The organism is Aeromonas sp. R6-2 (genome assembly GCF_040908155.1).
GTDB lineage: Bacteria > Pseudomonadota > Gammaproteobacteria > Enterobacterales > Aeromonadaceae > Aeromonas > Aeromonas schubertii.
Genome location: NZ_JBFODE010000040.1, coordinates 44,905 through 67,420, shown reverse-complemented (window position 1 = coordinate 67,420; position 22,516 = coordinate 44,905). Strand labels below are relative to the sequence as shown.

Here is a 22,516-nt window from a genome sequence, read left to right as displayed (position 1 = left end):
TGTGAAGCCGCCTCGGCTAGTTGCAAAAAAGCCCCGTCCCGCTTGCGGCGAGACGGGGCTTCATTTTTTCAGGGCATTAGCCCAGGGTGGCGAAGAGCCCCGCCAGGGTGGCACTCATCAGGTTGGCCAGGGTGGCGGCCAGCACGGCACGCAGGCCCAGGCTCGCCACGTCGTGACGACGCTCCGGGGCCATGGTGCCGATGGAGCCAAGCTGCACCGCAATCGACCCCAGGTTGGCAAAGCCGCACAGGGCGAAGGTGACGATGATCTGGGTGTGGGCGCTGAGATCCTGCTTGATGTTGGCAAAGTCCAGATAGGCGACGAACTCGTTCATGATCACCTTCTGACCGATGAGCGAACCGGCCGCCATCATCTCGCTCTTGGGTACGCCGATGAGCCAGGCCACGGGGGCAAACAGATAGCCCAGCAGCTGCTGCAACGAGAGATTGCTCCAGCCAAACCACTCACCCACCGTGGTGAGGCCGGCGTTGATCATGGTGATGGCGCTGACGAAGGCGAGCAGGATGGTGCCGATGGCCACGGCGATCTTCATGCCGCTCAGGGCGCCGCCCGCCAGGGCGTCGATGGCGTTGCTGTACTCGCTCTTGTCGAGGGTGATGGCCACCTGCTCGCTCACCTGCTGCTGCTCGGGCACCAGGAGCTTGGCCATCAAGAGCCCACCGGGCGCGGCCATGAAGGAGGCGGCGATGAGGTATTTGAGCTCCACCCCCAGACCGGCGTAGCCGCCCAGCACCGAGCCGGCCACCGAGGCCATGCCGCAGGTCATCACGGCAAACAGCTCGGAGCGGGTCATGCTGGCGAGGAAGGGGCGAATGAGCAGGGGGGACTCACCCTGGGAGAGGAAGATGTTGCCGGTGGCCACCAGGGACTCGGCGCGGCTGGTGCCGAGCAGGCGGTGAATGCCGCCCCCCAGCACCCGGATCACCCACTGCATGATGCCGAAGTGATAGAGCACGGCGATGAGCGCGCTGATGAAGATGACCAGCGGCAGCACCCGCACGGCGAAGATAAAGCCGCCGGTGGCCAGATCGCCAAACACGAAGCGAATGCCGCTGTCGGCGAAGCCGAGCAGGGCGGAGACGCCATGGCTCATGGCGCCGAGCAGCACCTGACCGGGGGGGAAATAGAGCACCAGGGCGGCAAAGCCGGTCTGCAGGGCGAGGGCCCCCAGCACGGTGCGCCAACGGATAGCACGACGGTTTTCACTGGCCAGCCAGGCGATAAACATCAGGGCCAGCATGCCCACCAGACTCAACAATACAGTCATCTTGCACCTATGAAGCAAAGCGTTGCGGTGCAGGGGTGGTGGAGCAAAGGTCGCAGGAGGGGAGTCATCGCACAGGATCCGACCCACTGCGACACATGAACCACCAAACCTGCGGTTCAGTGGCGGGTCCCATCCTGGGGTCATTCACATCCGGGTGACGGCATGTATCGGGTGGCGCCAAAGCGGACCGACAGTGAGGGCGGGTCACGGCTCTGGCAGGCCGGGCGGCGATGGTACAGTGATCCTCATCACATAAAAAGCGGTAAAACGATTGACGGGGACGAAATATTTTCGTCCCCGTCCCGTTAACCCGCTACAGAGGCAGGATGGCGCGAAACACGCCCCTCACCCCGGCACCGTCTCCAGCAGTTGCTGCGTCTCGACCACCTCGGCAAAACCGAAGCCGAGGGTCTGGGCCGTCACCGCACACACCTGGGTCGCCGACACCCCGACCAGTTCCGGGGCGGCGATGGCATCGCTCACCAGGGTACAGGCGTAACCGGACTCGGCCAGGGCGCGCACCACCCCCTCTACGCAGAGATGAGCCATGGCACCGGCCACCACCAGCTTCTCGATGCCCAGGGTGAGCAGGGTCTGGGCCAGCTCGGTGCCGATCAGGGCGTTGATCCCCCGTTTGATCACCCGCACCTCACCCGATTGCGGGGTGAGCCAGGGATGGATCTCGGCCCCCTCGCTCCCCTCCTCGAAGAAGGGAGCCTGGCCGGCGGCGAAGAGATGCTGGATGTGGATCACCGGCCACTGCTGCTGACGAAAGTGCTGCAACAGGCGGCGGGTTTGCCCCATGGCCTCTTCTATGCCCACCAGAGGGAAGCGCCCCTCGGGCAGATAGTCATTTTGCATGTCGACGATAAGCAGGGCCTGGCGATGGGCGGGCACCTTATCGAAGCGGGCCAGCACGGTGAAATCATCCTCGGCCAGACGCCAGCTGCCTTGCTCGCGCACCCAGAGCTCCTTGCTGATGACACCGGCCGCCAGATTCATGGACCAGTTTGCCGAGAGCAGGGCGTGGTCGTCGTCGATAAAGTGCAGACGCACGTCCCGATAGACCAGCTCACCCAGGCCCATGGCCACCAGCCCCTCCCAGAAGCGGGCGATCGCCTCACGACCGGCAAACTGGCCGAAGGGGGCGGCCACCAGGGTCGCCTCGGCCGTATAGGCGGCAGCGCAGGCCCGGGCGTCGCCGCGGTTGAAGTGGGCGATCCAGGCCTGGCTGGCTGACATGACTTCCTGATAACGACTCATTTTCTCTCTCCTGATGGGGATTTATGGGAGAGCGCATCTTATTTAAACTTTCTTCATGGATAATCGACGCAAAATTGAAAACAATGTTCAGCCAGAGTGAACAACGCCAACTTCCCTATCGCATGATGGTGTTTCACGAGGTGGTGCGCCTGGGCTCGTTTACGGCGGCGGCGGAGCACCTTGGCCACACCAAGTCGGCCATCAGCGCCTACATAAGCCAGCTCGAGTCTCTGCTCGGGGTGCGACTGCTCAACCGCTCGACCCGGCGCCTGCATCTGACCGAGGCGGGCACCCTGTTTGCACGCCGCTGCGCCGCCATGGCCCTGCAGCAGGAGCAGGCGCTGCTGGAGCTGGGAGCCCTCAGTGAGGAGCCCGCCGGACGGCTTGCCATCACGGCCCCCCACCTGTTTGCTACCCTGCTGCTGCCGGCGGCCATCGCCGAGTTGTGCCATCGCTACCCGGGCCTTGCCCCCGAGCTGGTGCTCAGCGACGAGCGCCTCGATCCCCTCGAGCACAAGTTGGACCTCGCCCTCTCGGTTGGCGCCCTGCCCGACAGCAGTTATCACGCCCTCCCCCTCGGCACCCTCTCCTTCCTGCTGGTCGCCGCACCGGACTATCTGCAGCGCCATCCCATCCGCCAGCCGGAGGATCTGCTGGGGGCCACCCTGATACGGCTGCCATGGCAGAGTCACTGGCAACGGGGAGAGGAGCGGACCCCGCTGCAGGCGGGACGTGAGCTGAGGGTCAACACCAGCGCCGCCGCCCTGGGATGTGCCCGGGCCGGAGCCGGACTGGCCCTGCTCTCGGCGGCCTCGGTGGCCGACGATCTGGCCCGGGGGGAGCTGGTCCACCTGCTTCCCGAGTGGCATGGGGGGATGACCCCCGTCTATGCCGTGCACGGTTATGGCGGTCAGCTTCCTCTGGTGCTGCGCACCCTCACCGAGCTGCTGCGCGAGGCGATCGCCCGGTTACCGGGTGGCCGTTAGGGAGCGGCGCCGGCCGCCGCGATCCGCTCGGCCATGCTCGGGTGTGTGCTGAGCCAGCGCGCTCCCTGCTCCTTACCCAGCCGCCTGAGCAGCGTCGCCAGAGCCTCACTGGATCCATGGCGCGCCACCAGCTGGCGAATGGCATAGCCGTCGGCTGCACGCTCCAGATCCCGTGAGTAGCCCAGATCCATCAAGACCCAGGAGAGGCTGGCCAGCGAGTCGGCGGCGCCGCTCACGTCCCCCACCACCAGGGTGGCGATCACCCCCCAGAGGCCGGCGCTCACCAGCCGGGTCATCCCGTGTCTGTAGTGATGATGGCCCAACTCGTGGAGCCAGAGAGCCTCCATCTCGGCCTCATTGTCGACCCGCTTGACCATGGCATCGCTCATCACCAGGCGACCATCGGGCAGGATAAAGGCGATGGACTCATTCATATGATGAAACGTCAGGCGCGGGGCTGGCCTTGGCAGGGCCAGGGTGGCACTCAAGGCCGCGAATCGTGCCTGCAACTGCGCCTGCTGCGTCTTGTGGAGTCGGCTCGGCTGAAGCTGGTGACTCTTGAGCAGGGCCTGATAACCCCGCTCCCCCACCTCGCTCATCAGGGCGGGAGGCAGCAACCGGACCAGGGCACCACTGACAGAGGGGAGTGCCAGGAGCTTGAAACCCAGCAGCACCACCACGACAAGCGCCAGGGCCAACAGGGAGCCCCGTTGCTCCCAGCGGGCCAACCGGCCGCGGCCATGGTGAGCCTCGAGCAGGCGGGCCATCAGGGCCCCGTCCCTTGGCACGAAGCACCAGCCATGGGGGTCGGTCAGGGTGCGCGGCACGCTCCCCAGCGCCTCACCGACCACCACCTCATCGAGGTGCCCCCGGTAACAATAATCAAACGAGTCCAGCTGCAGGGTGCCATCCCCCTCGACCCGTAACCGGGCCGGATGGCGCACAGACTCACCGGGGGGCAGCAGATGACCCGGGATCTCCATGGTCAGATCAGCCCCAGATCGAGATCCAGGGCCTCGACCATCTCGTCCCCGATGGGCGAGTTGGCCACCGCCCCTGTATCACGGGCCAGCAGCGCCAGCTCCCCCTCGACCCGAGTACAGCCGAGCTGGTAGCGGGCGGTGCGGACCATGACCCAGGGACGCAATATGCCCACCGAGCAGACCAACAGCAGGGTGTTGCTCACCAGCAGAGCGCCATAGCCCGGCAGGGTCATGGCGCTCTTGAAGGCGATCCCCTCCCCGAGCCGGGCCTGGTTGAAGAGGTAGTTGCGCAGCGTCACATGCTGATAAAGCCAGCAGAGGGCTCCCGCGACCAGGCTCCCCACATAGATCACCATGAAGACGCCGACGAAGAGATTGTTCTTCACGTCCCCCCCTTTGAGGAGACCCAGATCCGTGAGGTCGGCATAGCCATAACCCAGCAGATAGACCAGCAGCAGGCCCCCCAGTGTGGCGAGCCAGATGAGGGCACTGATCCCCATCACCTGCAGATAGACCCTCATGGAGAGGTCGACGTCGAAGGCGTGCTCCCCGTAGCGCAATCCCCGGATGGAGTAGAGCGCAGAGCCGCGCATCATCCAGGCAAGACCGGCCCCGTAGGCAAGGATAATCGCCGCCGACCCCAGGATGGTCGCCCCGAGAGACTCGAGCTCTATCATCATGAGCACCACAGACGAGGCCGGGAAGATGAGCAGGGCCAGCATCAGGGGACGCCCCAGCGCGACCCAATAGATCCCCTTCAGGGAGCCGACAAAATCGAAGCGCACGCCGCGAAAACGGGTCACCCGACAGTTGAACCGCAGGCTGGCGCGCAGGAGCAAGGGAGTGAGGAGTGCCGTGAGCGCCCAGACGGCGATGGCGGTGGCATTGGAGAGGTGGTAGAGCGCGCCGGTGACCACCACGTAGAGCAGGGCGATGATCCGGCCCTTGAGAATGCGCAGTGGCTCGGCCAGGTATTCGAAACGATCCCCGTCGAGCTCGGTACAGCCATAGAAGTAGCGGTGAGTACGCACCTTGGCCCAGGCCGAGTAGATACCGAGGGTCACCAGGCTGAGCAGGAGATTCACCACCCAGATCTTGAAGAACTCCTCTGCGGTACCGTGAAAGAGAACGGGATGCGACGGCATCTCCCTGACGGCCCTGTCTGCCATTAACCTGCTCCTGAATAGGTTTATAACCAATTGAAAAACTGGAATTTAATCAAAATACCCGCCCCTGTCACAGGGGCAATCCCCCCTCTCCCCCCATTTGGGTTGACGCACCGCTCACGGTTTTTCGGGTCTCAAACTGGTAGGCTGGCCGTTTACGACAAGGAGACACGCAGATGAAACCCACCCTGCTGGCACTGACCCTGGGGCTCTTGCTCGCCTCACCCCTGCTGCCCGCCGCCGGGGCGCCTGCCCCGAGTGCCGCCGTCCCGAGCCAAGCCCTGTCAGCCGCCCCCGAGGCCAGCCTGCAACAGGCGAGCGACCTCAACGCTCTGGTGAGCAAGCGCCAGGCGGTAGAGATGTTGCTGACCGAGGCGCTGCAGATCTTCCACTCCCCGGCACGGATCTCCCACGCCGGCTTCACCGCCAAGATGCCGAGCAACATGGAGCTGATCACCGATCGCCTGCTCGACGCCTATCGGCTCGAGCCCTACCGCACCGACTTGCTCATCTCTGCCGCCAACGCCCAGATCTACAATGGCCAGCTGGAGCGGGCCATCGGCTTGCTCGAGCAGGCCAGGGCCGCGGCGCCGGACGATCTCGACATCAACAGCTACCTGGCCATCTGGCAACTGGTAAAGGGTGACCAGGAGGCATCGCGCCGCTATCTCGCCCAGGTTGCCAACCTCAACAGCGGCCGGGCGGCGGATCTCGAGGGGATCATCGCCCGGGTGCAGCGCATCAGCACCACCCCCTTGCAGACGGCGCTGACCCGGGATCAGATCGCCGCCGCCCGGGAGAAACGCCGCGCCATCGTCACCCTGGGCTATGCCCTCAATCCGGACGGCTCCATGGACGCGATCCTGAAGGGACGCCTCGAGACCACCCTGGCCCTGGCCAAGGCCGACCCCGAGGCGCTCATCGTGCTCACCGGCGGCGTCCCCCAGAACCGTCAGACCGAGGGCAAGCTGATGGCCGACTGGCTGGCCGGGCGTGGCATCGACCGCAGCCGCCTTATCGAGGAGAACTATGCCACCAGCACGGTGGAAAACGCCCTCTACAGCGCCTATGCCCTGGCCCGCCACCGCATCGGCTACGCCGTGCTGGTCAGCTCGGCGAGCCATGTGCGCCGGGGCCAGACCCTGCTCGAGATCGCCAGCAAGCAGAGCGGCCCGGCCAATATCCAGGTGGTGAGCGTGAGCTACCCGGACAAGCCGCTCTCCGAGCTCGCCACCGTGAGCCAGGGCGAACTGCTCGGCATCTACCGGGATGCCCTGCGCACCTATGGTCTGTGGAGCTACCGCTCGGCCCCCCTGCTCGAGCGCTGATCCTTATGCAAAAGCCCGCCAGGTGGCGGGCTCTGTCTATCCGGAACGGGGATTACTCCAGGCTCAACGTGGTCGCCTTGGGATCGTCACCGAAGCGGTTGGGACCGGCAGTACCGGCACTCACCTGGAAATAGAGCAGGACGAGGGGGCCGACCAGGGGGATGAGGGAGATGAGCAGCCACCAGCCGCTGCGGTCCACGTCGTGCAGGCGGCGCACGTTGACGGCCAGGGCAGGCAGGCAGACCGCCAGCGGGCAGATGAAGGTCACCATGGCCGCCACCTCGGGGCTCCCTACCATGGCCATGACCATGAAGAGCGCCGCGATGACGACGAGGTTGATAAGCGTAAACATCCAGAACTCTTTGCGACGAGCCCGACCGCGAAAGACGGCGTACTGCTTAAGAACAGAAAGATACCATTTCATTTATTTATCCCGTTTTTTATATGTATCAATAGGTTATATTGCCTTGAACGGCGAACGGACCCTATCACAGCGAAGCATTCGGGTCCATACCCGAACGGGGTCTCAGAGGCATCTGGCCCCAGAGTCGCAACAAGTGACAACCAACTCAAAACAGAGTGCCAACAAGTCGTTAATCAAAGCAGTGGACTCGGTACGGCGCCGGGGTTAGATTCTGCGCCCTGTTCGCAGGGGCCCGGCCCCTTCCCACTGGAGTGCTCATGAGCATCACACGCCGAGACTTTCTCAACGGCGTCGCCATCACCATCGCATCTGGCGTCGCCCCCCTTCAGCTGCTGAGCGCCGCCAGCGGCGGCAATACCCTGGCCCACCGGACGCTGGCCTATCCCCCGGCTCTCACCGGCCTGCGCGGCAATCATCCCGGCTCCTTCGAGACGGCCCACCGCATCACCCGGGAGGGTAAGCAGTACGATTTTGCTCACCTCCCCGTCGAGGAGGAGTACGATCTGGTGATCGTCGGTGCCGGGATCAGCGGCCTGGCCGCCGCCTGCTTCTATCGCCAGGCACTCGGGGAGGGGCAAAAGATCCTGCTGCTCGATAACCATGACGACTTCGGCGGCCACGCCAAGCGCAACGAGTTCATCACCCCCGATGGCCTGCGCATCGGCTATGGGGGGAGCGAGTCCCTGCAATCGCCCCGCTCCGTCTACAGCGAGGTGGCGCTCGGGTTGCTCAAGCATCTCAACGTCGATATCGACGAGCTGGCCCAGGGGTTCAGGCAGACCTTCTACCCGGATCTTGGCCTCAGCCGCGGGGTCTTCTTCGACCAGAAGCACTTCGGGGTCAACAAGGTGGTGGCCGGCGACCCGGGCCGCAGCGTGGCCGACGAGATACCGCGCGATCGCCTCAACGGCCGGCCACTGGCCGAGTTCATCGGCGACTTCCCCCTCGATGAGGCCGACCGTGAGGCCCTGTTGGCCCTGCATGAGGAGCGCCGCGACTACCTCCCCGGCATGAGCCGGACGCAGAAGGAGGCGTGGCTGGCGCGTCACAGCTACAGCACCTTCCTGCGCGACAAGGTGGGGCTGAGCGAGCGTGCGATCGCTTACTTTCAGCAGCGCACCGACGACTTTCAGGCCATCGGCATCGACGCCACCTCCTGCACCGATGCTCGCCTGTGCGCCCTGCCGGGCTTTGGTGGCATGGATCTCTCCCCCCTCGACCCCGAGGCCCAGGCCGAGCTCGACGACCCCTACATCTTCCACTTCCCGGACGGCAACGCCAGCCTGGCCCGTCTGATGGTGCGCCACCTCATCCCCGGCGTGGCCCCGGGCCACACAATGCAGGATCTGGTGCTGGCCAGGTTTGACTACGACCGGCTCGACCGGCCCGAGCAGGCGGTGCGGCTGCGCCTGGGCAGTACGGCCCTGCAGGCAAAAAACGTGCACACTCCCGCAGGCCAAGGGGTGGAGATCACCTATATCAAGGCGGATAAGCTGCACCGGGTGCGCGCCCGACAGGCCATCATGGCAGGCTACAACATGATGATCCCCCATCTGCTGCCCGAGATGCCGGCGCCCCAAAAGGAGGCGCTGCGCCAGAACGTCAAGGCCCCCCTGGTCTACAGCAAGGTGGTGATCCGCCACTGGCACCCCTTCATCAAGCTGGGGGTCCACGAGATCTATGCCCCGGCGGCCCCCTATAGCCGGGTCAAGCTCGACTATCCGGTCGACCTCGGCGGTTATGGGCATGCCAGGCGCCCGGATCAGCCGGTCTGCCTGCATATGGTCTATGTGCCGACCCAGGCGGGGAGTGGCCTGTCGGCCCGCGAGCAGGCCCGCATCGGGCGCGCCCAACTGCTCGGCATGCCGTTCGAGCAACACGAGCAGATGATCAGGGAGCAGCTTCAAGCCATGCTGGGAGAGGCCGGCTTCGACCATGAGCAGGACATTCTCGCCATCACGGTCAACCGCTGGGCTCACGGTTACGCCTATGCGGGCAACTCCCTGTTTGACGACGAGGATCAGTCCGAGCGCTGGATAGAGCAGGCCCGCCAACCGGTTGGCCAGGTTGCCATCGCCAACTCGGACGCAGGCTGGAGCCCCTATGCGCACGCCGCCATCGACGAGGCATGGCGGGCGGTCAAGGAGCTGGTCGCCATGAAAACCGGGCAGCGCTGAACCACTCCTCCCCGGCACGGTGCCATCCCCGGGCGGGGGTGGCACCATGAAGACGGGCCTCCCGATGGAGGCCCGTTTTTATTGATGCGGCGAGAAGGTGACGAGCCGTTCGAGATCGCTGCGGCTGACCCGCTTGGTGTCGACCTTCACATAGAGGGAGTGCTCCTCCGGGGCCAGCAAGACATCGGTCACCCCCTCGCAGGCGCGGATGTGTCGCTCCAGCGCCTGGTTGGCGCTCACTCCCTCGGGCAGCACGATGCGCAGGCTGCTCACATAGGGGGGCTCACTCATGGTCAGGCTCAGGGCGAACCAGGCCAGCGCCAGGGCGGCGCAGCCGGCGAACACCAGGGTCGCCCCGCCATGACCATAGAGGGCACCGCCCAGGCTGCCGCCCATCGCCACCCCGATAAACTGGCTGGTGGAGTAGACCCCCATGGCGGTCCCCTTGTAGCCGGGGGGCGACTCCTTGCTGATGAGCGACGGCAACAGGGCCTCCATCAGGTTGAAGGCGACGAAGAAGAGTTGCAGGCCGGCGAGCAGGCCCCACAGCTGCTGACCGCTTTGCCACAGCACCAGCTCTGCCCCCAGCATCACCAGCACGCAGGCCTGAAATACCCGCCTCATCTGACGACGCTTCTCGGCATAGATGATAAAGGGCACCACGCCGACAAAGGCGATAGCCATGGTCGCGAGGTAGGCCTGCCACTGGTTTTCACGCGCCAGCCCCGCCTCTACCAGCAGCGGAGGCAGGGCCACGAAGCTCGCCATCAGCAGGGTATGCACGCAGAGGATCCCGGCGTTGAGCTTGAGCAGGCGCCCATTGGTGAGCACGGTGCGAAAGCCGCCGCGCACCATGGCGGATTCGCGGTTGAGCAGGTGCGCCGCCGGGGTGGGCACGACCCACAGCACCATGACGATGGCGGCCAGGGCCAACAGCGCGATGAGCCAGAACAGGCCACTGAGCCCGACCGCCCGGGTGATGAGGGGGCCGGTCACCATGGCCACGGCGAAGGTGAGGCCAAAACTCACCCCGATAAAGGCCATCGCCTTGGTGCGATTCTGTTCGCGGGTGAGATCCGACAAGAGCGCCATGACGGCGGCCGAGATGGCGCCGCTGCCCTGCAGGGCCCGACCGGCGATGACCCCCCAGATAGAGTGAGCGCTCGCTGCCAGCACGCTGCCAGCGGCGAAGAGCAGCAGGCCCCCGACGATGAGGGGCTTTCTGCCGATGCGATCCGAGAGCAGGCCAAAGGGGATCTGCAACAAAGCCTGGGTCATGCCATAGACGCCGATGGCCAGCCCGATGAGGGGTTCGGAGGCGCCGGCCAGCGTCATGCCATAGGTGGTCAGCACCGGCAGCACCATAAACATGCCCAGCATGCGCAAGGAGAAGACGGTGCCGAGCGCCCAGGTGGCGCGCCGCTCACCGCGGGTCATGGTGAAATCGTTCATAACGGCCTCTTTGCTTGGAATTCACGCGCCGGGCGCGTCGGAAAATGGACCGGGGGAGGCCCCCTGAGACAGCAGAGCCGGGAAAGTCCCGGCTCTGAATTCTACGCCATATGCACTCAGGGCAACATGCTTACCAGCACAGGCGCCGCCTCGGGCTGGAAGTCCACCGACATCATCACGCTCAGACAGGTGATGGTGACGATCGAGAAGAGGAACAGCTTGCGCGCCCAGAGGGAGTCATCCACCGCCGGCTTGTAACCCGACAGGGCCATTCCCAGCCACCAGACACTCACGGCACCGGCGACGATAAGGTACTTGTAGCCGGCGTAGCCGCCCAAGAACAACATCAAGGTCGGCACCATAAAGGCCAGGATGTAGAGAATGATATGGCGCTTGGCCACGACAATCCCCTTCACCACCGGCAGCACAGGGATGTTGGCCGCCTGGTAATCCTTGAGACGGAAGATGGCGATCGCATAGGAGTGGGGCATCTGCCACAGGCTGAAGATCGCCAGCAGGATAAGCGCCCCGGAGTCGAACTGGCCGCTCACGGCGCAATAGCCGATGACCGGCGGCGCGGCGCCGGAGAGGCTGCCGACCAGGGTGCCATAGACCGAGTGGCGCTTCATGTAGAGGCTGTAGACCCCCACATAGACGATGAAGCCCAGCACCGCCAACAGGGCGGCCAACGGATTGGCCGCGAAGTAGAGCAGTGCAATCCCCGCAAGGCCCAGCGCCGTGGCGTACCAGAGGGTGACCCCGGGGGCGATCAACCCCCGCACCAGCACCCGGTTCTTGGTCCGCTCCATGATGCGGTCGATGTCCCGATCGATGTAGTTGTTGAACACACAACCGGAGGCGACCACCAGGGAGACCCCCCCCATGGTCAGGAGGAAGAGAGGCAGATCCAGGCTCCCTCTGGAGGCGAGCAGGAAGCCACCGATAACCGAGATGAGGTTACCGAAGATGATGCCCGGCTTGGTCACTTGCAGGTACTGCTTCATCATCACCGGCCTCAGTGAACCATCATGTTGATGTTGAGGTTGTACATGATCCACAGGGATCCCACGACCACGATGGCGATGATGATCACCGTAAACACCAGGGCGGTCAGGTTCCAGCGCTCCTCGGACGAGGTGTTCATGTGCAGGAAGTAGACCAGGTGCACGAAGATCTGCACCACCGCCAGTCCCACCACGGTCAGCAGGGTGGTCTGGTGGGAGAAGCCCCCGTCCATCACCATCCAGAACGGAATACCGGTGAGGATCAGCGACAGCACGAAGCCGATCAGGTAGGAGTTGGCAGAGCCGTGGCTGGCGCCGTGATTGTCGACAGAATGACTCATTTACATTGCCCCCATCAGGTAGACCACGGTGAAGACGCAGATCCACACCACGTCGAGGAAGTGCCAGAACAGGCTCAGGCACATCAGGCGAGTACGGTTGCGCTCGGTCAGCCCCTTCCTGGCCACCAGGATCATCATGACGACGATCCAGACAAGGCCGCTGGTCACGTGGATACCGTGGGTACCGACCAGGGTAAAGAAGGCGGAGAGGAAGGCGCTGCGATCGGGACCGAAGCCCTCGGCGATCAGGTGATGGAACTCGTAGATCTCCATCGCGATAAAGCCGGCACCGAACAGGAAGGTGATGAACAGCCAGGTATTGACCACCGTCACCTTGTTCTTGTTCATGGCCAGCATGGCGAAGCCGAAGGTGATCGAGCTCAGCAACAGCAACATGGTCTCGCCGAGCACGAAGGGCAGCTCGAAGAGATCCTTGCCGCTCGGACCGCCAGCGGTACCGTTAACCAGGACTGCATAGGTTGCAAACAGGCATGCAAACAGGATGCAGTCACTCATCAGGTAGATCCAGAAACCGAACACCTTGGTGGCGCCGGCATCATGGTGCCCATCCTCGTGGGCACCGTGAGTGTGATGTAAAACGTCAGTCGCCATGGAGTTAAGCCACCTTGTTGATGTTGGCAAAATGGTGCGCCTCGATGCGCTCGATCTCGTCCACCTGGACGTAGTAGTCCACGTCGTCGTTGAAGCTGTGGGCAATCCAGGTCGCGATCATGCCGACGAAGCCCAGCCCCGCCATCCACCAGATATGCCAGATCATTGCAAAGCCGAAGAGAACGCTGAAGGCGGCGATGATGACCCCGGCGCCGGTGTTCTTGGGCATGTGGATCGGTGCGTACCTGGCCGGCTGCCTGAAGGCGCTGCCGTCTTCCTTGGCATCCCAGAAGGCATCCAGACCCTTCACCTTCGGCTCGATGGCGAAGTTGTAGAAGGGGGGCGGAGAGGAAGTGGACCACTCCAGGGTACGGCCCCCCCAGGGGTCGCCGGTGAGATCGCGGTTTTGTTCCCGGTCACGAATACTGACCACGAGCTGGATCACCTGGCACAGCACGCCGATGGCGATGAGGGCGGCGCCGACGGCGGCCACCACCAGCCAGGGGTGGAACTCAGGGTCAATCTGCTGGCTGACGCGACGGGTCATGCCCATGAAGCCCAGCACGTAGAGGGGCATGAAGGCCACGAAGAAGCCGACGATCCAGAACCAGAAGGAGCGCTTGCCCCAGGTGTCATTGAGCTTGAAGCCAAACGCCTTGGGGAACCAGTAGGTGATACCGGCGAAGCAACCGAACACCACGCCACCGATGATGACGTTGTGGAAGTGGGCTATCAAAAACAGGCTGTTGTGCAGCACGAAGTTGGCCGCCGGCACCGAGAGCAGCACCCCGGTCATACCACCGATGGAGAAGGTGATGATGAAGCCGACGGTCCAGAGCATGGGCGAGGTGAACTCGATGCGACCACGGTACATGGTGAACAGCCAGTTGAAGATCTTCACCCCGGTCGGGATGGAGATGATCATGGTGGTGATGCCGAAGAAGGCATTCACGTTGGCCCCGGAGCCCATGGTGAAGAAGTGGTGCAGCCACACGATAAAGGAGAGCACGGTAATGGCGACGGTCGCCCACACCAGGGAGGTGTAACCGAACAGCTTCTTCTTGCAGAAGGTGGCCACCACTTCGGAGAAGATACCGAACACCGGCAGCACCAGGATGTACACCTCGGGGTGACCCCAGGCCCAGATCAGGTTGATGTACATCATCATGTTGCCACCCATGTCATTGGTAAAGAAATGGGTACCCAGATAACGGTCTGCGGTGAGCAGGGCGATGGTGACGGTGAGGATCGGGAAGGAGGCGATGATCAGCACGTTGGCACACAGGGCGGTCCAGGTGAAGACCGGCAGACGCATCATGGTCATGCCCGGGGCGCGCATCTTGATGATGGTGGCGAAGAAGTTCACCCCGGTCAGCAGGGTGCCCAGACCCGATATCTGCAGACTCCAGATCCAGTAATCGACCCCGACCCCGGGGCTGAATTCCAGTCCCGACAGGGGCGGATAGGCCAGCCAGCCGGTCTGGGCGAATTCACCGACCCCGAGGGAGACGTTGATCAGCACCACGGCGGCGGCGGTGAACCAGAAGCTCAGGTTGTTCAGGAAGGGGAAGGCCACGTCGCGGGCGCCGATCTGCAGCGGCACGACGATGTTCATCAGACCGATCACCAGCGGCATGGCCACGAAGAAGATCATGATGACACCGTGGGCGGTGAAGATCTGGTCGTAGTGGTGTGGCGGCAGAATGCCGTCGCCGCCGGCAGAGGCCATCACCTGCTGGGTGCGCATCATCACCGCATCGGCGAAGCCGCGGATGAGCATGATCATGCCGAGGATGAGGTACATGATCCCGAGGCGCTTGTGGTCCACCGAGGTGAGCCACTCTTTCCACAGATATTGCCACTTGCCGTAGTAGGTGATGAGCCCGGTGATGGCCAGACCGCCCAGCAGGATGCAGGCGATGGTGACCATGATGATAGGCTCATGAAACGGGATGGCGTCGAGGGTTAATTTTCCAAACATCAGTGAGTACCCGCTGTCACAGTCTTGTCGGCCGGCAGGTGGCCGCTGTGGCCAGCCTGCTCCTCATGGTGCATGGGCGCGTCGTGCGCCATGCCTTCGTGATTCATGGAGGCCTGATCGCCGTCGTGATTCATGTCTTCGTGATTCATGGGGGCCTTGGCATCGTCGTGATGCATGCCTTCATGATTCATGGGGGCCTTGGCATCGTCGTGATTCATGCCTTCATGATTCATGGGGGCCTTGGCATCGTCGTGATTCATGCCTTCATGACTCATTGCGGCGTGCTCACCATGCTTCATGTCGCCCATAAACTTGTTGATCAGGTTGACGAACAGTTGGGGATCGGCGCTGGAGTAGTACTCCACCGGATGGTACTGGGTCGGCTTGGCGAGTTCATCGTACTGGGCCATGGTGGTGAGTTGCCTGGGCGAGCCCTTGACCTTGGCGACCCAGGCGTCGAAGGCGGCCTGGTCCGGGGTGGCGATGGCCTTGAACTTCATGCCCGAGAAGCCGGCGCCGCTGTAGCTGCCGGAGATCCCCTTGTACTCGCCCGGTTCGTTGGCGATGAGGTGCAGCTTGGTCTGCATGCCGGCCATGGCGTAGATCTGGCCACCCAGTTGCGGGATGAAGAAGGAGTTCATCACAGTGCCCGAGGTGACGCGGAAGTTGACCGGGGTGTTGGCCGGGAAAGCCAGCTCGTTGACGGTAGCGATGCCAAGATCCGGATAGACGAACAGCCACTTCCAGTCCAGAGAGACCACATCGACCCTGACCGGTTTCACCGCCGAGTCGAGGGGCTTGTAGGGATCCAGCTCGTGAGCCGTCTTCCAGGTAATGGTCGCCAGGATGACGATGATGATGACCGGAATGGTCCAGACGACCGCTTCGATTTTATTGGAGTGGGCCCAGTTGGGGGCATAGGTGGCCCCGGTGTTGGCGGCCCGATACTTGCGGGCGAAGGCGACGGTCATGATGATGACAGGAATCACCACGATGAGCATCAGCATCAGGGCGGTCAGGATCAGGGATTTCTGCTCCACACCGATCTGCCCTTTGGGGTTCATCAAGGCCATGTCACAACCGCTGAGCAGCAGGCTCAATGGCACTCCCAGCAAGGCTGCACACCCTCTTATCAGCCGAGAAGGTCTCATACTGCGTCCTCTAATACGAAAGGGGTAAAGGTATCGATAAAATGCATTATTCTATTGCAATGCCCCATCCCGTTAACAACGTGAAAAATTAATCGCAACAAGCCGCCTCAATTTATTCAAGCGACGTACCGTGCCGCTTGATATATCGCCTCAACAGGATTAATTATTTCGAACAACAAAACCCCAGAAAGGCTGTTTTTTGTCCGCTCAAGCGAAAAAAAGCCCGATAAAACCATATGAAAATTGATGCCATTCAAGGATTTTCATTCAACATTCAGAAAGCACCTCCCGACGAAACCCAACAATAAGCCCCAATGGAGTCACAAATTAATCACGATAAACAATCTCGGATAGGATAAAATAACGACAGCGCGCATTTCCCACCTCGCCACAAACAAACATTTTATTAACACACCAGGTTAATATGGAAATCAGGAAATAAAGGAGGAAAAACAGAGAGGATAAAATTGAATCGGGAAGGAAATAATAAGTCTCAATGGCGACCCTTTCAGGCACCCGCAGCGGCAGAGATATAAGGGGAAAACAGGGTGGCCCGAGCGATAGACGCCACAGGCCACCCGAGAGCGTCAGGGGTGAGACCTTCCCCAGTCGATCAGGGTCTGGCGATAGAGGGCCAGCAGGGCCCCGTCATCCACCGCCACCCCGACCCGCTGCGCCCGGTAATCGGCCCACTCGTCGTGCGGGTGACGCCGGCCGTCAAACTTCTGCAGGGTGTGGCCGATGGCAGGCCCCTCGGTCACCACCCGAACCGGTCCGTCGCGCAGGGTAAACAGGGCTGGGTCGATGACATAGGCGATGGCGGACGGATCGTGCACATGGCAGCCGTCCATGCCGATGCGCGACGAATAAAAGCGCAGGTAATAGCGGCTGACATCCCAGATGAAACGCCCCGGCTCGCCCGCGTCATCGCGCAGGGCATCCAGGTAGGCGCCGCTGAAGACGCTCTGCTGGGTCACGTCGAGGCCGATGATGACCAGGGGCCAGTCGGCGGTGAAGACCCGGTCGGCGGCCTCGGGATCGTCGTGGATATTGGCCTCGGCATAGGGGGTCACGTTGCCCCGATGGCCGTTGACGCCAAACGCCCCCCCCATCACCACCACCTGCCTGACCAGGCCGGTTATCTCGGGCGCATGCTCGAGGGCCAGCGCCAGGTTGGTGAGCGGCCCTATGGCCACCAGGGTGATCTCGCCCGGCGCCGCCTTGACGGCATCAGCCATGTATTGCCAGGCGGGGCGCGGGTCGGGGCATCCCCGTACGGCGCCGGCCTCGACATCCCCGAAGCCGTGTTCCCCGTGGACGATAGTGGTCGGCCCCACCGGCGGACGCCGCAGCGGGCGGTCAGCCCCTTTGGCCACGTCCGCCTTCATGGCGTATTTTTCCTTGAGCCAGAGGGCGTTGCGAGTGCCATCCTCGATGGTGGCATTGCCAAAGACGGTGGTGATGGCGAGCAGCTCGACGCCCGGATGGGCCTCGGCAAAGAGGATGGCCATGGCATCGTCGATGCCGGGATCGGTATCCAGAATGATCTTGTGGGTCATGGTACGGCTCCAACCGGGACGAAACCGCCAGTGTAGCGGTGGCAACGGGACAAATCCGGGCCCGGCTCACATCCCCGGCTTTCCATCGCGTCCGCCTCGTGCTATCTCTGCCCCTCCCCTTCCAGCCAGGAGAGAGTGTGTTTACCCTGATCCCCCAATCCCGCTACCGCCCCATGCCGTGGAAGAGTGGCCGCGGCACCACCGCCGAGATCCTCGTCTCCCCGGGCGGCGCCAGCCTGGCAGCCCTCGACTTTGACTATCGCCTGAGCATGGCGCCGATCCGCGAGGATGGCCCCTTCTCCCCCTTCCCGGGCTTCTCGCGCATCCTGCTCCCCATCAAGGGGGCCGGCTTCGTGCTCAACGGGCACCCCTATGCCACCTACGAGATCGCCCACTTCGACGGGAGCGAGCCAACCCACTGCGCCCTGCTGAAAAAAGAGGTGACCGATCTCGGGCTCATCTACGACCCGGCACGCATCAAGGCCAATGCCCGGGTGCTCAACCTCCCCTTCTCCCTGAGCCTGACCCTGGAGCCGGCCAACACCTACCTGGTGGTCCTGCTCGATGGCACTCTGGAGGCGGGCGGACATGAGCTGCAAAGCGGTGACACCCTGAGCATCAGCGGCGAGCCGGCGCTGGCGCTGACCTGCCAGAAGCGGGCGACGCTCGCCTTCTTCACCCTGCAACCCTGCGGTTAAGACATAAAAAAGGGGCAGCGTCTGCTGCCCCTTCACTACGGCGGGATTAGCCCACCTTGAAGCTGCCCTTCATGATGGCCCAGTGGCCGGGGAAGGAGCAGAAGAAGCTGAGATCCTTGCCGGCCAGATCCTTGGTCGGGAAGGTGATGGAGGTGCTCTCACCGCCGCCCACCAGCTTGGTATGGGCAATGACGCGGGGATCGTCTTGCTTGATGTAGTTGTTGTCGGCCCCGGCGCTCATCCCCTCGGTGGCGACCGCCTGCATGTCGGCAGTAGCCGCCAGCACCCAGTTGTGGCCCATGGCGGTGACCGGCAACTTGCCCACGTGCTTGAGGGTGACCGTCACCTCCTGGCAGGTGGCCGGCACCGTCATGGCGGCGGTATTGAACTTCATGGCGTCGTCCGCCTCGACAGTCAGGGAGCACTCATCGGCAAAGGCAGGAGCCGCCATGGCCCCCAGCAACAGAAACGGGATTACGGATTTCATCGGACTCTCCTTTCGCAACAGGTTTCACCATGATAACAACCAGACTCATTTCAGCCACATTTTGGTGACAAGCCGTCCCGATTTTGTGAGCGGGTCGCCATAGTCAACGCGATCAATCCCCTTGACCCTTCTCACTTTTACCGCCTCGGTAACGTGTTAGCATCGCCATTTTCTAACCCGATGGAATCCACTATGAGCCAAGAGATTGTCATCATCGCCAACGGCGCCCCCTATGGCAGCGAGTCCCTCTTCAACGCCCTGCGCCTCTCTCTCGCCCTGGCCGAGCGCGAGGGGGTCAGCCTCAGGCTGTTTCTGATGTCCGATGCGGTCACTGCCGCCCTCCCCGGCCAGGCGCCGGCCGAGGGGTACAACCTGCGCCAGATGCTGGAGATCCTGCTGGCCCAGCAGGTACCGGTGCGCCTGTGCAAGACCTGTTGTGACGGCCGTGGCCTGAGCCCCTTGCCCCTCATCGAGGGGGTCGAGATAGGCACCCTGAGTGAGCTGGCCGACTGGACCCTGGCCGCCGACAAGGTGCTCACCTTCTAATCTTTGCAGCCGGCCGGCCCGGCCGATGGGCGCACCTCCCGGCTGCCCGCCCCGTAGAGGGCAAACACCAGCACGCAGATGCCGGCCATCACGGCAAACAGGGCCGGGCCGCCCCATACCTGCAACAGCCATCCCCCCACCAGGGGTGAGAGCGCCCAGCCGAGCCCGGCCAGGGCACTCGCCCCGAAGTAGCTTCCCTTGAGGTGAGCCGGCGCCATCTCATCGATCAGCACGTTGAAAAGCGGGAACAACACCGCCTCCCCCACGCTCAACAAGAAAACCGCCACCAGCCAGGGCCAGTACAGGGCCGGACTCGACAGGGCGAACAATACCTGGGCCGATGCCATCAGCAAGATGGAAAACTGCAGCCGCAGGCTCACCCGCCAGCGCCGGGTCAGATGCAGCAGGGGAAATTGCAATGTGATGATGGTGAGCGCATTGGTGGCCACCAGCAGGGCCACCAGCGTCTCCACCTCCGGGGCACCGGCGCGGGTCAGATACTGGATCAACGGCGACTCCACCTGGGCATAGACCAGCATCATCAGCAAGTTGGCGAGGATAAAGAGCAGGAAGGCCCGATCCCGCCCCACGACCCTGAGCATGGCCCCCAGGGTGAGGCCCGCATCCGGTCGACCGACGCAGTCGCGGCGAAAGCCGAGCAGAAAACCGATACCGAGCAGGGCATAACTGGCCGCCGTCACCACGAAGGTCTCCTGGCGCGCCCCCAGCCCCACCATGACGCCAACGAGAGGGCCCACCCCTGCCCCCACGTTGAGCAGGAAGTAGCGCAGGTGCAGGGCCAACTCGCGCTGCGCCTTCTCGGGCAGCAGATCCCCCATCAGCGCCTTGCCCGGTGTGTCGATAAAGGCATAGGAGAGGCCCGAGCCAAACACCCCGATGGCGATGATCCAGAGGGAGTGGCCAAAGCCAAGCAACAGGTAGGCGCCGCACGACAGGGCGCAACCGAGCAGCAGTATGGTGCGCCGGCCGAACTTGTCGGAGAGCCAGCCCACATAGAAGCCGATAAGGCAGGAGAGCACGGCCGCGCCGCCCAACAAGACCCCGATGCCGGAGGCCGACAGGGCGTACTCCCGGTAGAGCAGGATGGAGAGGAAGGGCCAGACCATGAAGAAGCTGGTACGCACCATGAAGGTGCCGAGGATCAGGATCCAGACCAGCGGGGGAAAGGGGGGCAGGCGCATAACGACTCCTTGTGTGCGCCCGGCATGGAGGATGCCGGAAACCTTCAGTGGTAACAAAAGAGACCCACCGGCGCAATCCCCGGCCACAAAAAAGCCACCTCTCGGTGGCTTTGGGCAATCAGGCGAGGCGGAAACGGCCCACCGTCTGCTGCAATCCGGCCGCCAGCTGACTCAGCTCCACGCAGGCGCTCGCCGTGTGCTGGGCCCCCTGGGCCACTTCGCTGGCCGAGTCGTTGATCCGCTCCACGTTGCGGCTCAGCTCATCGGAGACCGCATCCTGCTCACCGCAGGCGCTGGCAATCTGGATCCCCATGTCGGCGATCTTGTTGGCCGCCTCGGCGATGCGACGGATCCCCTCGCCGGTACGCTCACTCTGGGTGACACACTCCTCGATCATCTCACGACTGAGTTCGGTCACCTGCCGCACCGCATTGGCCCGCTGCTGCAGGGACTCGATGATCCTGGCGATCTCACCGGTAGAGGATTGGGTACGGCCGGCCAGGGTGCGCACCTCGTCAGCCACCACCGCAAAACCGCGGCCCGACTCGCCGGCACGGGCCGCTTCGATGGCGGCGTTGAGGGCCAGCAGGTTGGTCTGCTCGGCGATGTCGCGGATCACATCCACCACCATGTTGATGCGGCCGGACTCCTGCTCGAGCTGTACCACCAGGCTACCCGCCTCCTCGATCTGCTCGGCCAGGCGGCTGTTGGCGGCGATCACCCCTTGCACGTCGTGATCCCCCTGGCGCACCAGCTCGCTGGTGGCCGTGGTCTCGCCGGAGGCGATCTCGGTGTTGGCGGCCACATTGGCCACGGTCGCCTTCATCTGGGTCATGGCGGCGGCGACCTGGGTGATCTCCGCCTGCTGGGCACGCACGCCCCCCGACGTCTGCTCGGAGACGGCGCTCACCTCCTCGATGGAAGTACCGAGCTGGGTCACCGCGGCCACCACCTCCTCGATGAGGCGACGCAGATTGTCCTGCATGGCAAGGGATGCGTCGGCCAGTCGGCCCAGCTCGTCGTTACCGATGGCTCGGCGATCGATGCGGGTGGTGAGATCGCCCCGCGCAATGTCGTTGGACAGACGCACCACGGCACTCAGAGGCTGGCAGATCTGGCGGCTCAGAAACCAGGTCATCACCACCATGAAGAGGAGCATGGCCCCCAGGCTCACCAGGGTAGAGGTGCTCACCAAAGAGAGGGTCGCCAGCAGATCGCTGCGATTGTTGCTGACAAAGCCGAGGTTGACCTCAACCAGGGCATCCATCGCCTTCTCCAGCTCACCGAACAGGGAGAGGGTCCCCATCAGGGCGGGCTGGGCCGCGACCATGTTGCCGCTTGCCACCGAGCTCTCGAAGGGGCGCAGGGCCTGTTGATAGCGCAGCCACACCTGCTTGACCTGGTCGAACACCTGGCGCTCGTGGCCATCGCCCACGGTGTGTTCGTAGTCGGCAAACATGCGGTCGATACGGGCCAGGGTCTCACCACGGCGAGCCAGACGGCGCTGCAGCTCCTGGGGATCCGGTATGGTCAGGATGGCGAACTCGGCCCGGCGCAGGTAGGAGATCTCGTAGATGAGCTTCTCCACCGAGAGCACGCTCGGCAGGGTCGAATCGGTGAAGTTCAGCACCCGACTGCGGATGCCGCCGAGTTCGGAGAAGAGATAGACACCGAACGCCATATTGATGGCGGCGATGATGGAGAAGACCACGGCAATCTTCTTGCCGATAGCCAAATCTTTGAATGACATGGGTAATCCTCAACTGGCCTGGGAAGGGGTGCGTTGACGATCACGTCCTTATGATGGGCGTCTAGGCGAAATGAAGCGCAGGATCATAGCAGCCAAATGGCACTACGACAAAACCTGT

At 63.3% G+C, this 22,516-nt stretch carries 20 protein-coding genes; 5 read left to right on the top strand and 15 right to left on the bottom strand.

All coding sequences use genetic code 11. The features are described 5' to 3' along the window. Positions 1 to 76 precede the first annotated feature (76 nt). Positions 77 to 1,288, bottom strand: coding sequence for a NupC/NupG family nucleoside CNT transporter (locus AB5Y48_RS10815; RefSeq protein ID WP_368164408.1), 1,212 nt, complete (start codon positions 1,286 to 1,288; stop codon positions 77 to 79). Positions 1,289 to 1,633: 345 nt separating this feature from the next. Beyond that, entirely contained in the window at positions 1,634 to 2,551 is a 918-nt protein-coding gene (locus AB5Y48_RS10810) for an isochorismatase family protein (protein ID WP_050667275.1), read from the bottom strand. A gap of 83 nt (positions 2,552 to 2,634) precedes the next feature. Between AB5Y48_RS10810 and AB5Y48_RS10805 the strand changes: the two genes are divergently transcribed. Further along, positions 2,635 to 3,537, top strand: a complete 903-nt coding sequence (locus tag AB5Y48_RS10805; RefSeq protein ID WP_050667274.1) for a LysR family transcriptional regulator — start codon at positions 2,635 to 2,637, stop codon at positions 3,535 to 3,537. On the opposite strand, the gene AB5Y48_RS10800 is transcribed toward AB5Y48_RS10805, so the two are convergent. Both AB5Y48_RS10800 and AB5Y48_RS10795 read right to left on the bottom strand, forming a co-directional pair. Then, the gene (locus AB5Y48_RS10800; RefSeq protein ID WP_368164406.1) at positions 3,534 to 4,520 is read right to left on the bottom strand and encodes a M48 family metallopeptidase; all 987 of its coding nucleotides are present in this window, start codon (positions 4,518 to 4,520) and stop codon (positions 3,534 to 3,536) included. The genes AB5Y48_RS10805 and AB5Y48_RS10800 overlap by 4 nt on opposite strands. 2 nt (positions 4,521 to 4,522) lie before the next feature. Further along, positions 4,523 to 5,689 (bottom strand): YjgN family protein, encoded by a 1,167-nt coding sequence (locus AB5Y48_RS10795; protein WP_050667272.1) that lies wholly within the window; start codon positions 5,687 to 5,689, stop codon positions 4,523 to 4,525. A 173-nt stretch (positions 5,690 to 5,862) separates the two neighbouring features. On the opposite strand from AB5Y48_RS10795, the gene AB5Y48_RS10790 reads away from it, so the two are divergent. Continuing rightward, positions 5,863 to 7,014 carry a YdcF family protein gene (locus AB5Y48_RS10790; protein ID WP_050667271.1) on the top strand — a complete coding sequence of 384 codons (1,152 nt, stop codon included), beginning with the start codon at positions 5,863 to 5,865 and terminating at the stop codon, positions 7,012 to 7,014. 52 nt (positions 7,015 to 7,066) lie between these two features. On the opposite strand, the gene AB5Y48_RS10785 is transcribed toward AB5Y48_RS10790, so the two are convergent. Continuing rightward, positions 7,067 to 7,438, bottom strand: a complete 372-nt coding sequence (locus AB5Y48_RS10785) for a DUF805 domain-containing protein (RefSeq protein WP_368164405.1) — start codon at positions 7,436 to 7,438, stop codon at positions 7,067 to 7,069. Between the two features lie 257 nt (positions 7,439 to 7,695). On the opposite strand from AB5Y48_RS10785, the gene AB5Y48_RS10780 reads away from it, so the two are divergent. Further along, positions 7,696 to 9,615: an NAD(P)-binding protein gene (locus AB5Y48_RS10780; RefSeq protein ID WP_368164404.1), complete on the top strand. Its 1,920-nt coding sequence runs from the start codon at positions 7,696 to 7,698 to the stop codon at positions 9,613 to 9,615. Positions 9,616 to 9,693: 78 nt separating this feature from the next. On the opposite strand, the gene AB5Y48_RS10775 is transcribed toward AB5Y48_RS10780, so the two are convergent. From AB5Y48_RS10775 to AB5Y48_RS10745, 7 genes are all read right to left on the bottom strand, one after another. Next, complete coding sequence (locus AB5Y48_RS10775; RefSeq protein WP_368164403.1) at positions 9,694 to 11,067, bottom strand: MFS transporter; 1,374 nt, start codon at positions 11,065 to 11,067, stop codon at positions 9,694 to 9,696. A 116-nt stretch (positions 11,068 to 11,183) separates the two neighbouring features. After that, positions 11,184 to 12,077 (bottom strand): heme o synthase, encoded by an 894-nt coding sequence (gene cyoE, locus AB5Y48_RS10770; RefSeq protein WP_050667267.1) that lies wholly within the window; start codon positions 12,075 to 12,077, stop codon positions 11,184 to 11,186. A 5-nt stretch (positions 12,078 to 12,082) separates the two neighbouring features. Then, a complete protein-coding gene (locus tag AB5Y48_RS10765) occupies positions 12,083 to 12,412 on the bottom strand; it encodes a cytochrome o ubiquinol oxidase subunit IV (RefSeq protein WP_050667266.1) in 330 nt (109 codons plus the stop codon). Next, complete coding sequence (locus AB5Y48_RS10760; protein ID WP_050667265.1) at positions 12,413 to 13,024, bottom strand: cytochrome o ubiquinol oxidase subunit III; 612 nt, start codon at positions 13,022 to 13,024, stop codon at positions 12,413 to 12,415. Between the two features lie 4 nt (positions 13,025 to 13,028). Further along, a complete protein-coding gene (cyoB, locus tag AB5Y48_RS10755) occupies positions 13,029 to 15,005 on the bottom strand; it encodes a cytochrome o ubiquinol oxidase subunit I (protein ID WP_224161212.1) in 1,977 nt (658 codons plus the stop codon). After that, positions 15,005 to 16,111: a cytochrome o ubiquinol oxidase subunit II gene (cyoA, locus tag AB5Y48_RS10750; RefSeq protein WP_368164413.1), complete on the bottom strand. Its 1,107-nt coding sequence runs from the start codon at positions 16,109 to 16,111 to the stop codon at positions 15,005 to 15,007. The genes cyoB and cyoA overlap by 1 nt, the downstream gene beginning before the upstream one ends. Positions 16,112 to 16,743: 632 nt before the next feature. Continuing rightward, entirely contained in the window at positions 16,744 to 17,715 is a 972-nt protein-coding gene (locus tag AB5Y48_RS10745) for a nucleoside hydrolase (RefSeq protein ID WP_136614047.1), read from the bottom strand. Between the two features lie 137 nt (positions 17,716 to 17,852). Between AB5Y48_RS10745 and AB5Y48_RS10740 the strand changes: the two genes are divergently transcribed. Then, a complete protein-coding gene (locus tag AB5Y48_RS10740) occupies positions 17,853 to 18,413 on the top strand; it encodes a HutD family protein (RefSeq protein ID WP_136614048.1) in 561 nt (186 codons plus the stop codon). A gap of 46 nt (positions 18,414 to 18,459) precedes the next feature. On the opposite strand, the gene azu is transcribed toward AB5Y48_RS10740, so the two are convergent. Further along, positions 18,460 to 18,900, bottom strand: a complete 441-nt coding sequence (gene azu / locus AB5Y48_RS10735; RefSeq protein ID WP_136614049.1) for an azurin — start codon at positions 18,898 to 18,900, stop codon at positions 18,460 to 18,462. 192 nt (positions 18,901 to 19,092) lie between these two features. On the opposite strand from azu, the gene AB5Y48_RS10730 reads away from it, so the two are divergent. Next, entirely contained in the window at positions 19,093 to 19,446 is a 354-nt protein-coding gene (locus AB5Y48_RS10730; protein WP_050667259.1) for a DsrE/DsrF/TusD sulfur relay family protein, read from the top strand. Here AB5Y48_RS10730 and AB5Y48_RS10725 read toward each other — a convergent pair. Both AB5Y48_RS10725 and AB5Y48_RS10720 read right to left on the bottom strand, forming a co-directional pair. Beyond that, positions 19,443 to 20,648 carry an MDR family MFS transporter gene (locus AB5Y48_RS10725; protein WP_368164401.1) on the bottom strand — a complete coding sequence of 402 codons (1,206 nt, stop codon included), beginning with the start codon at positions 20,646 to 20,648 and terminating at the stop codon, positions 19,443 to 19,445. The two genes, AB5Y48_RS10730 and AB5Y48_RS10725, sit on opposite strands and share 4 nt — an antisense overlap. Before the next feature lie 118 nt (positions 20,649 to 20,766). Beyond that, entirely contained in the window at positions 20,767 to 22,398 is a 1,632-nt protein-coding gene (locus tag AB5Y48_RS10720) for a methyl-accepting chemotaxis protein (RefSeq protein WP_368164399.1), read from the bottom strand. Positions 22,399 to 22,516: the final 118 nt, after the last annotated feature.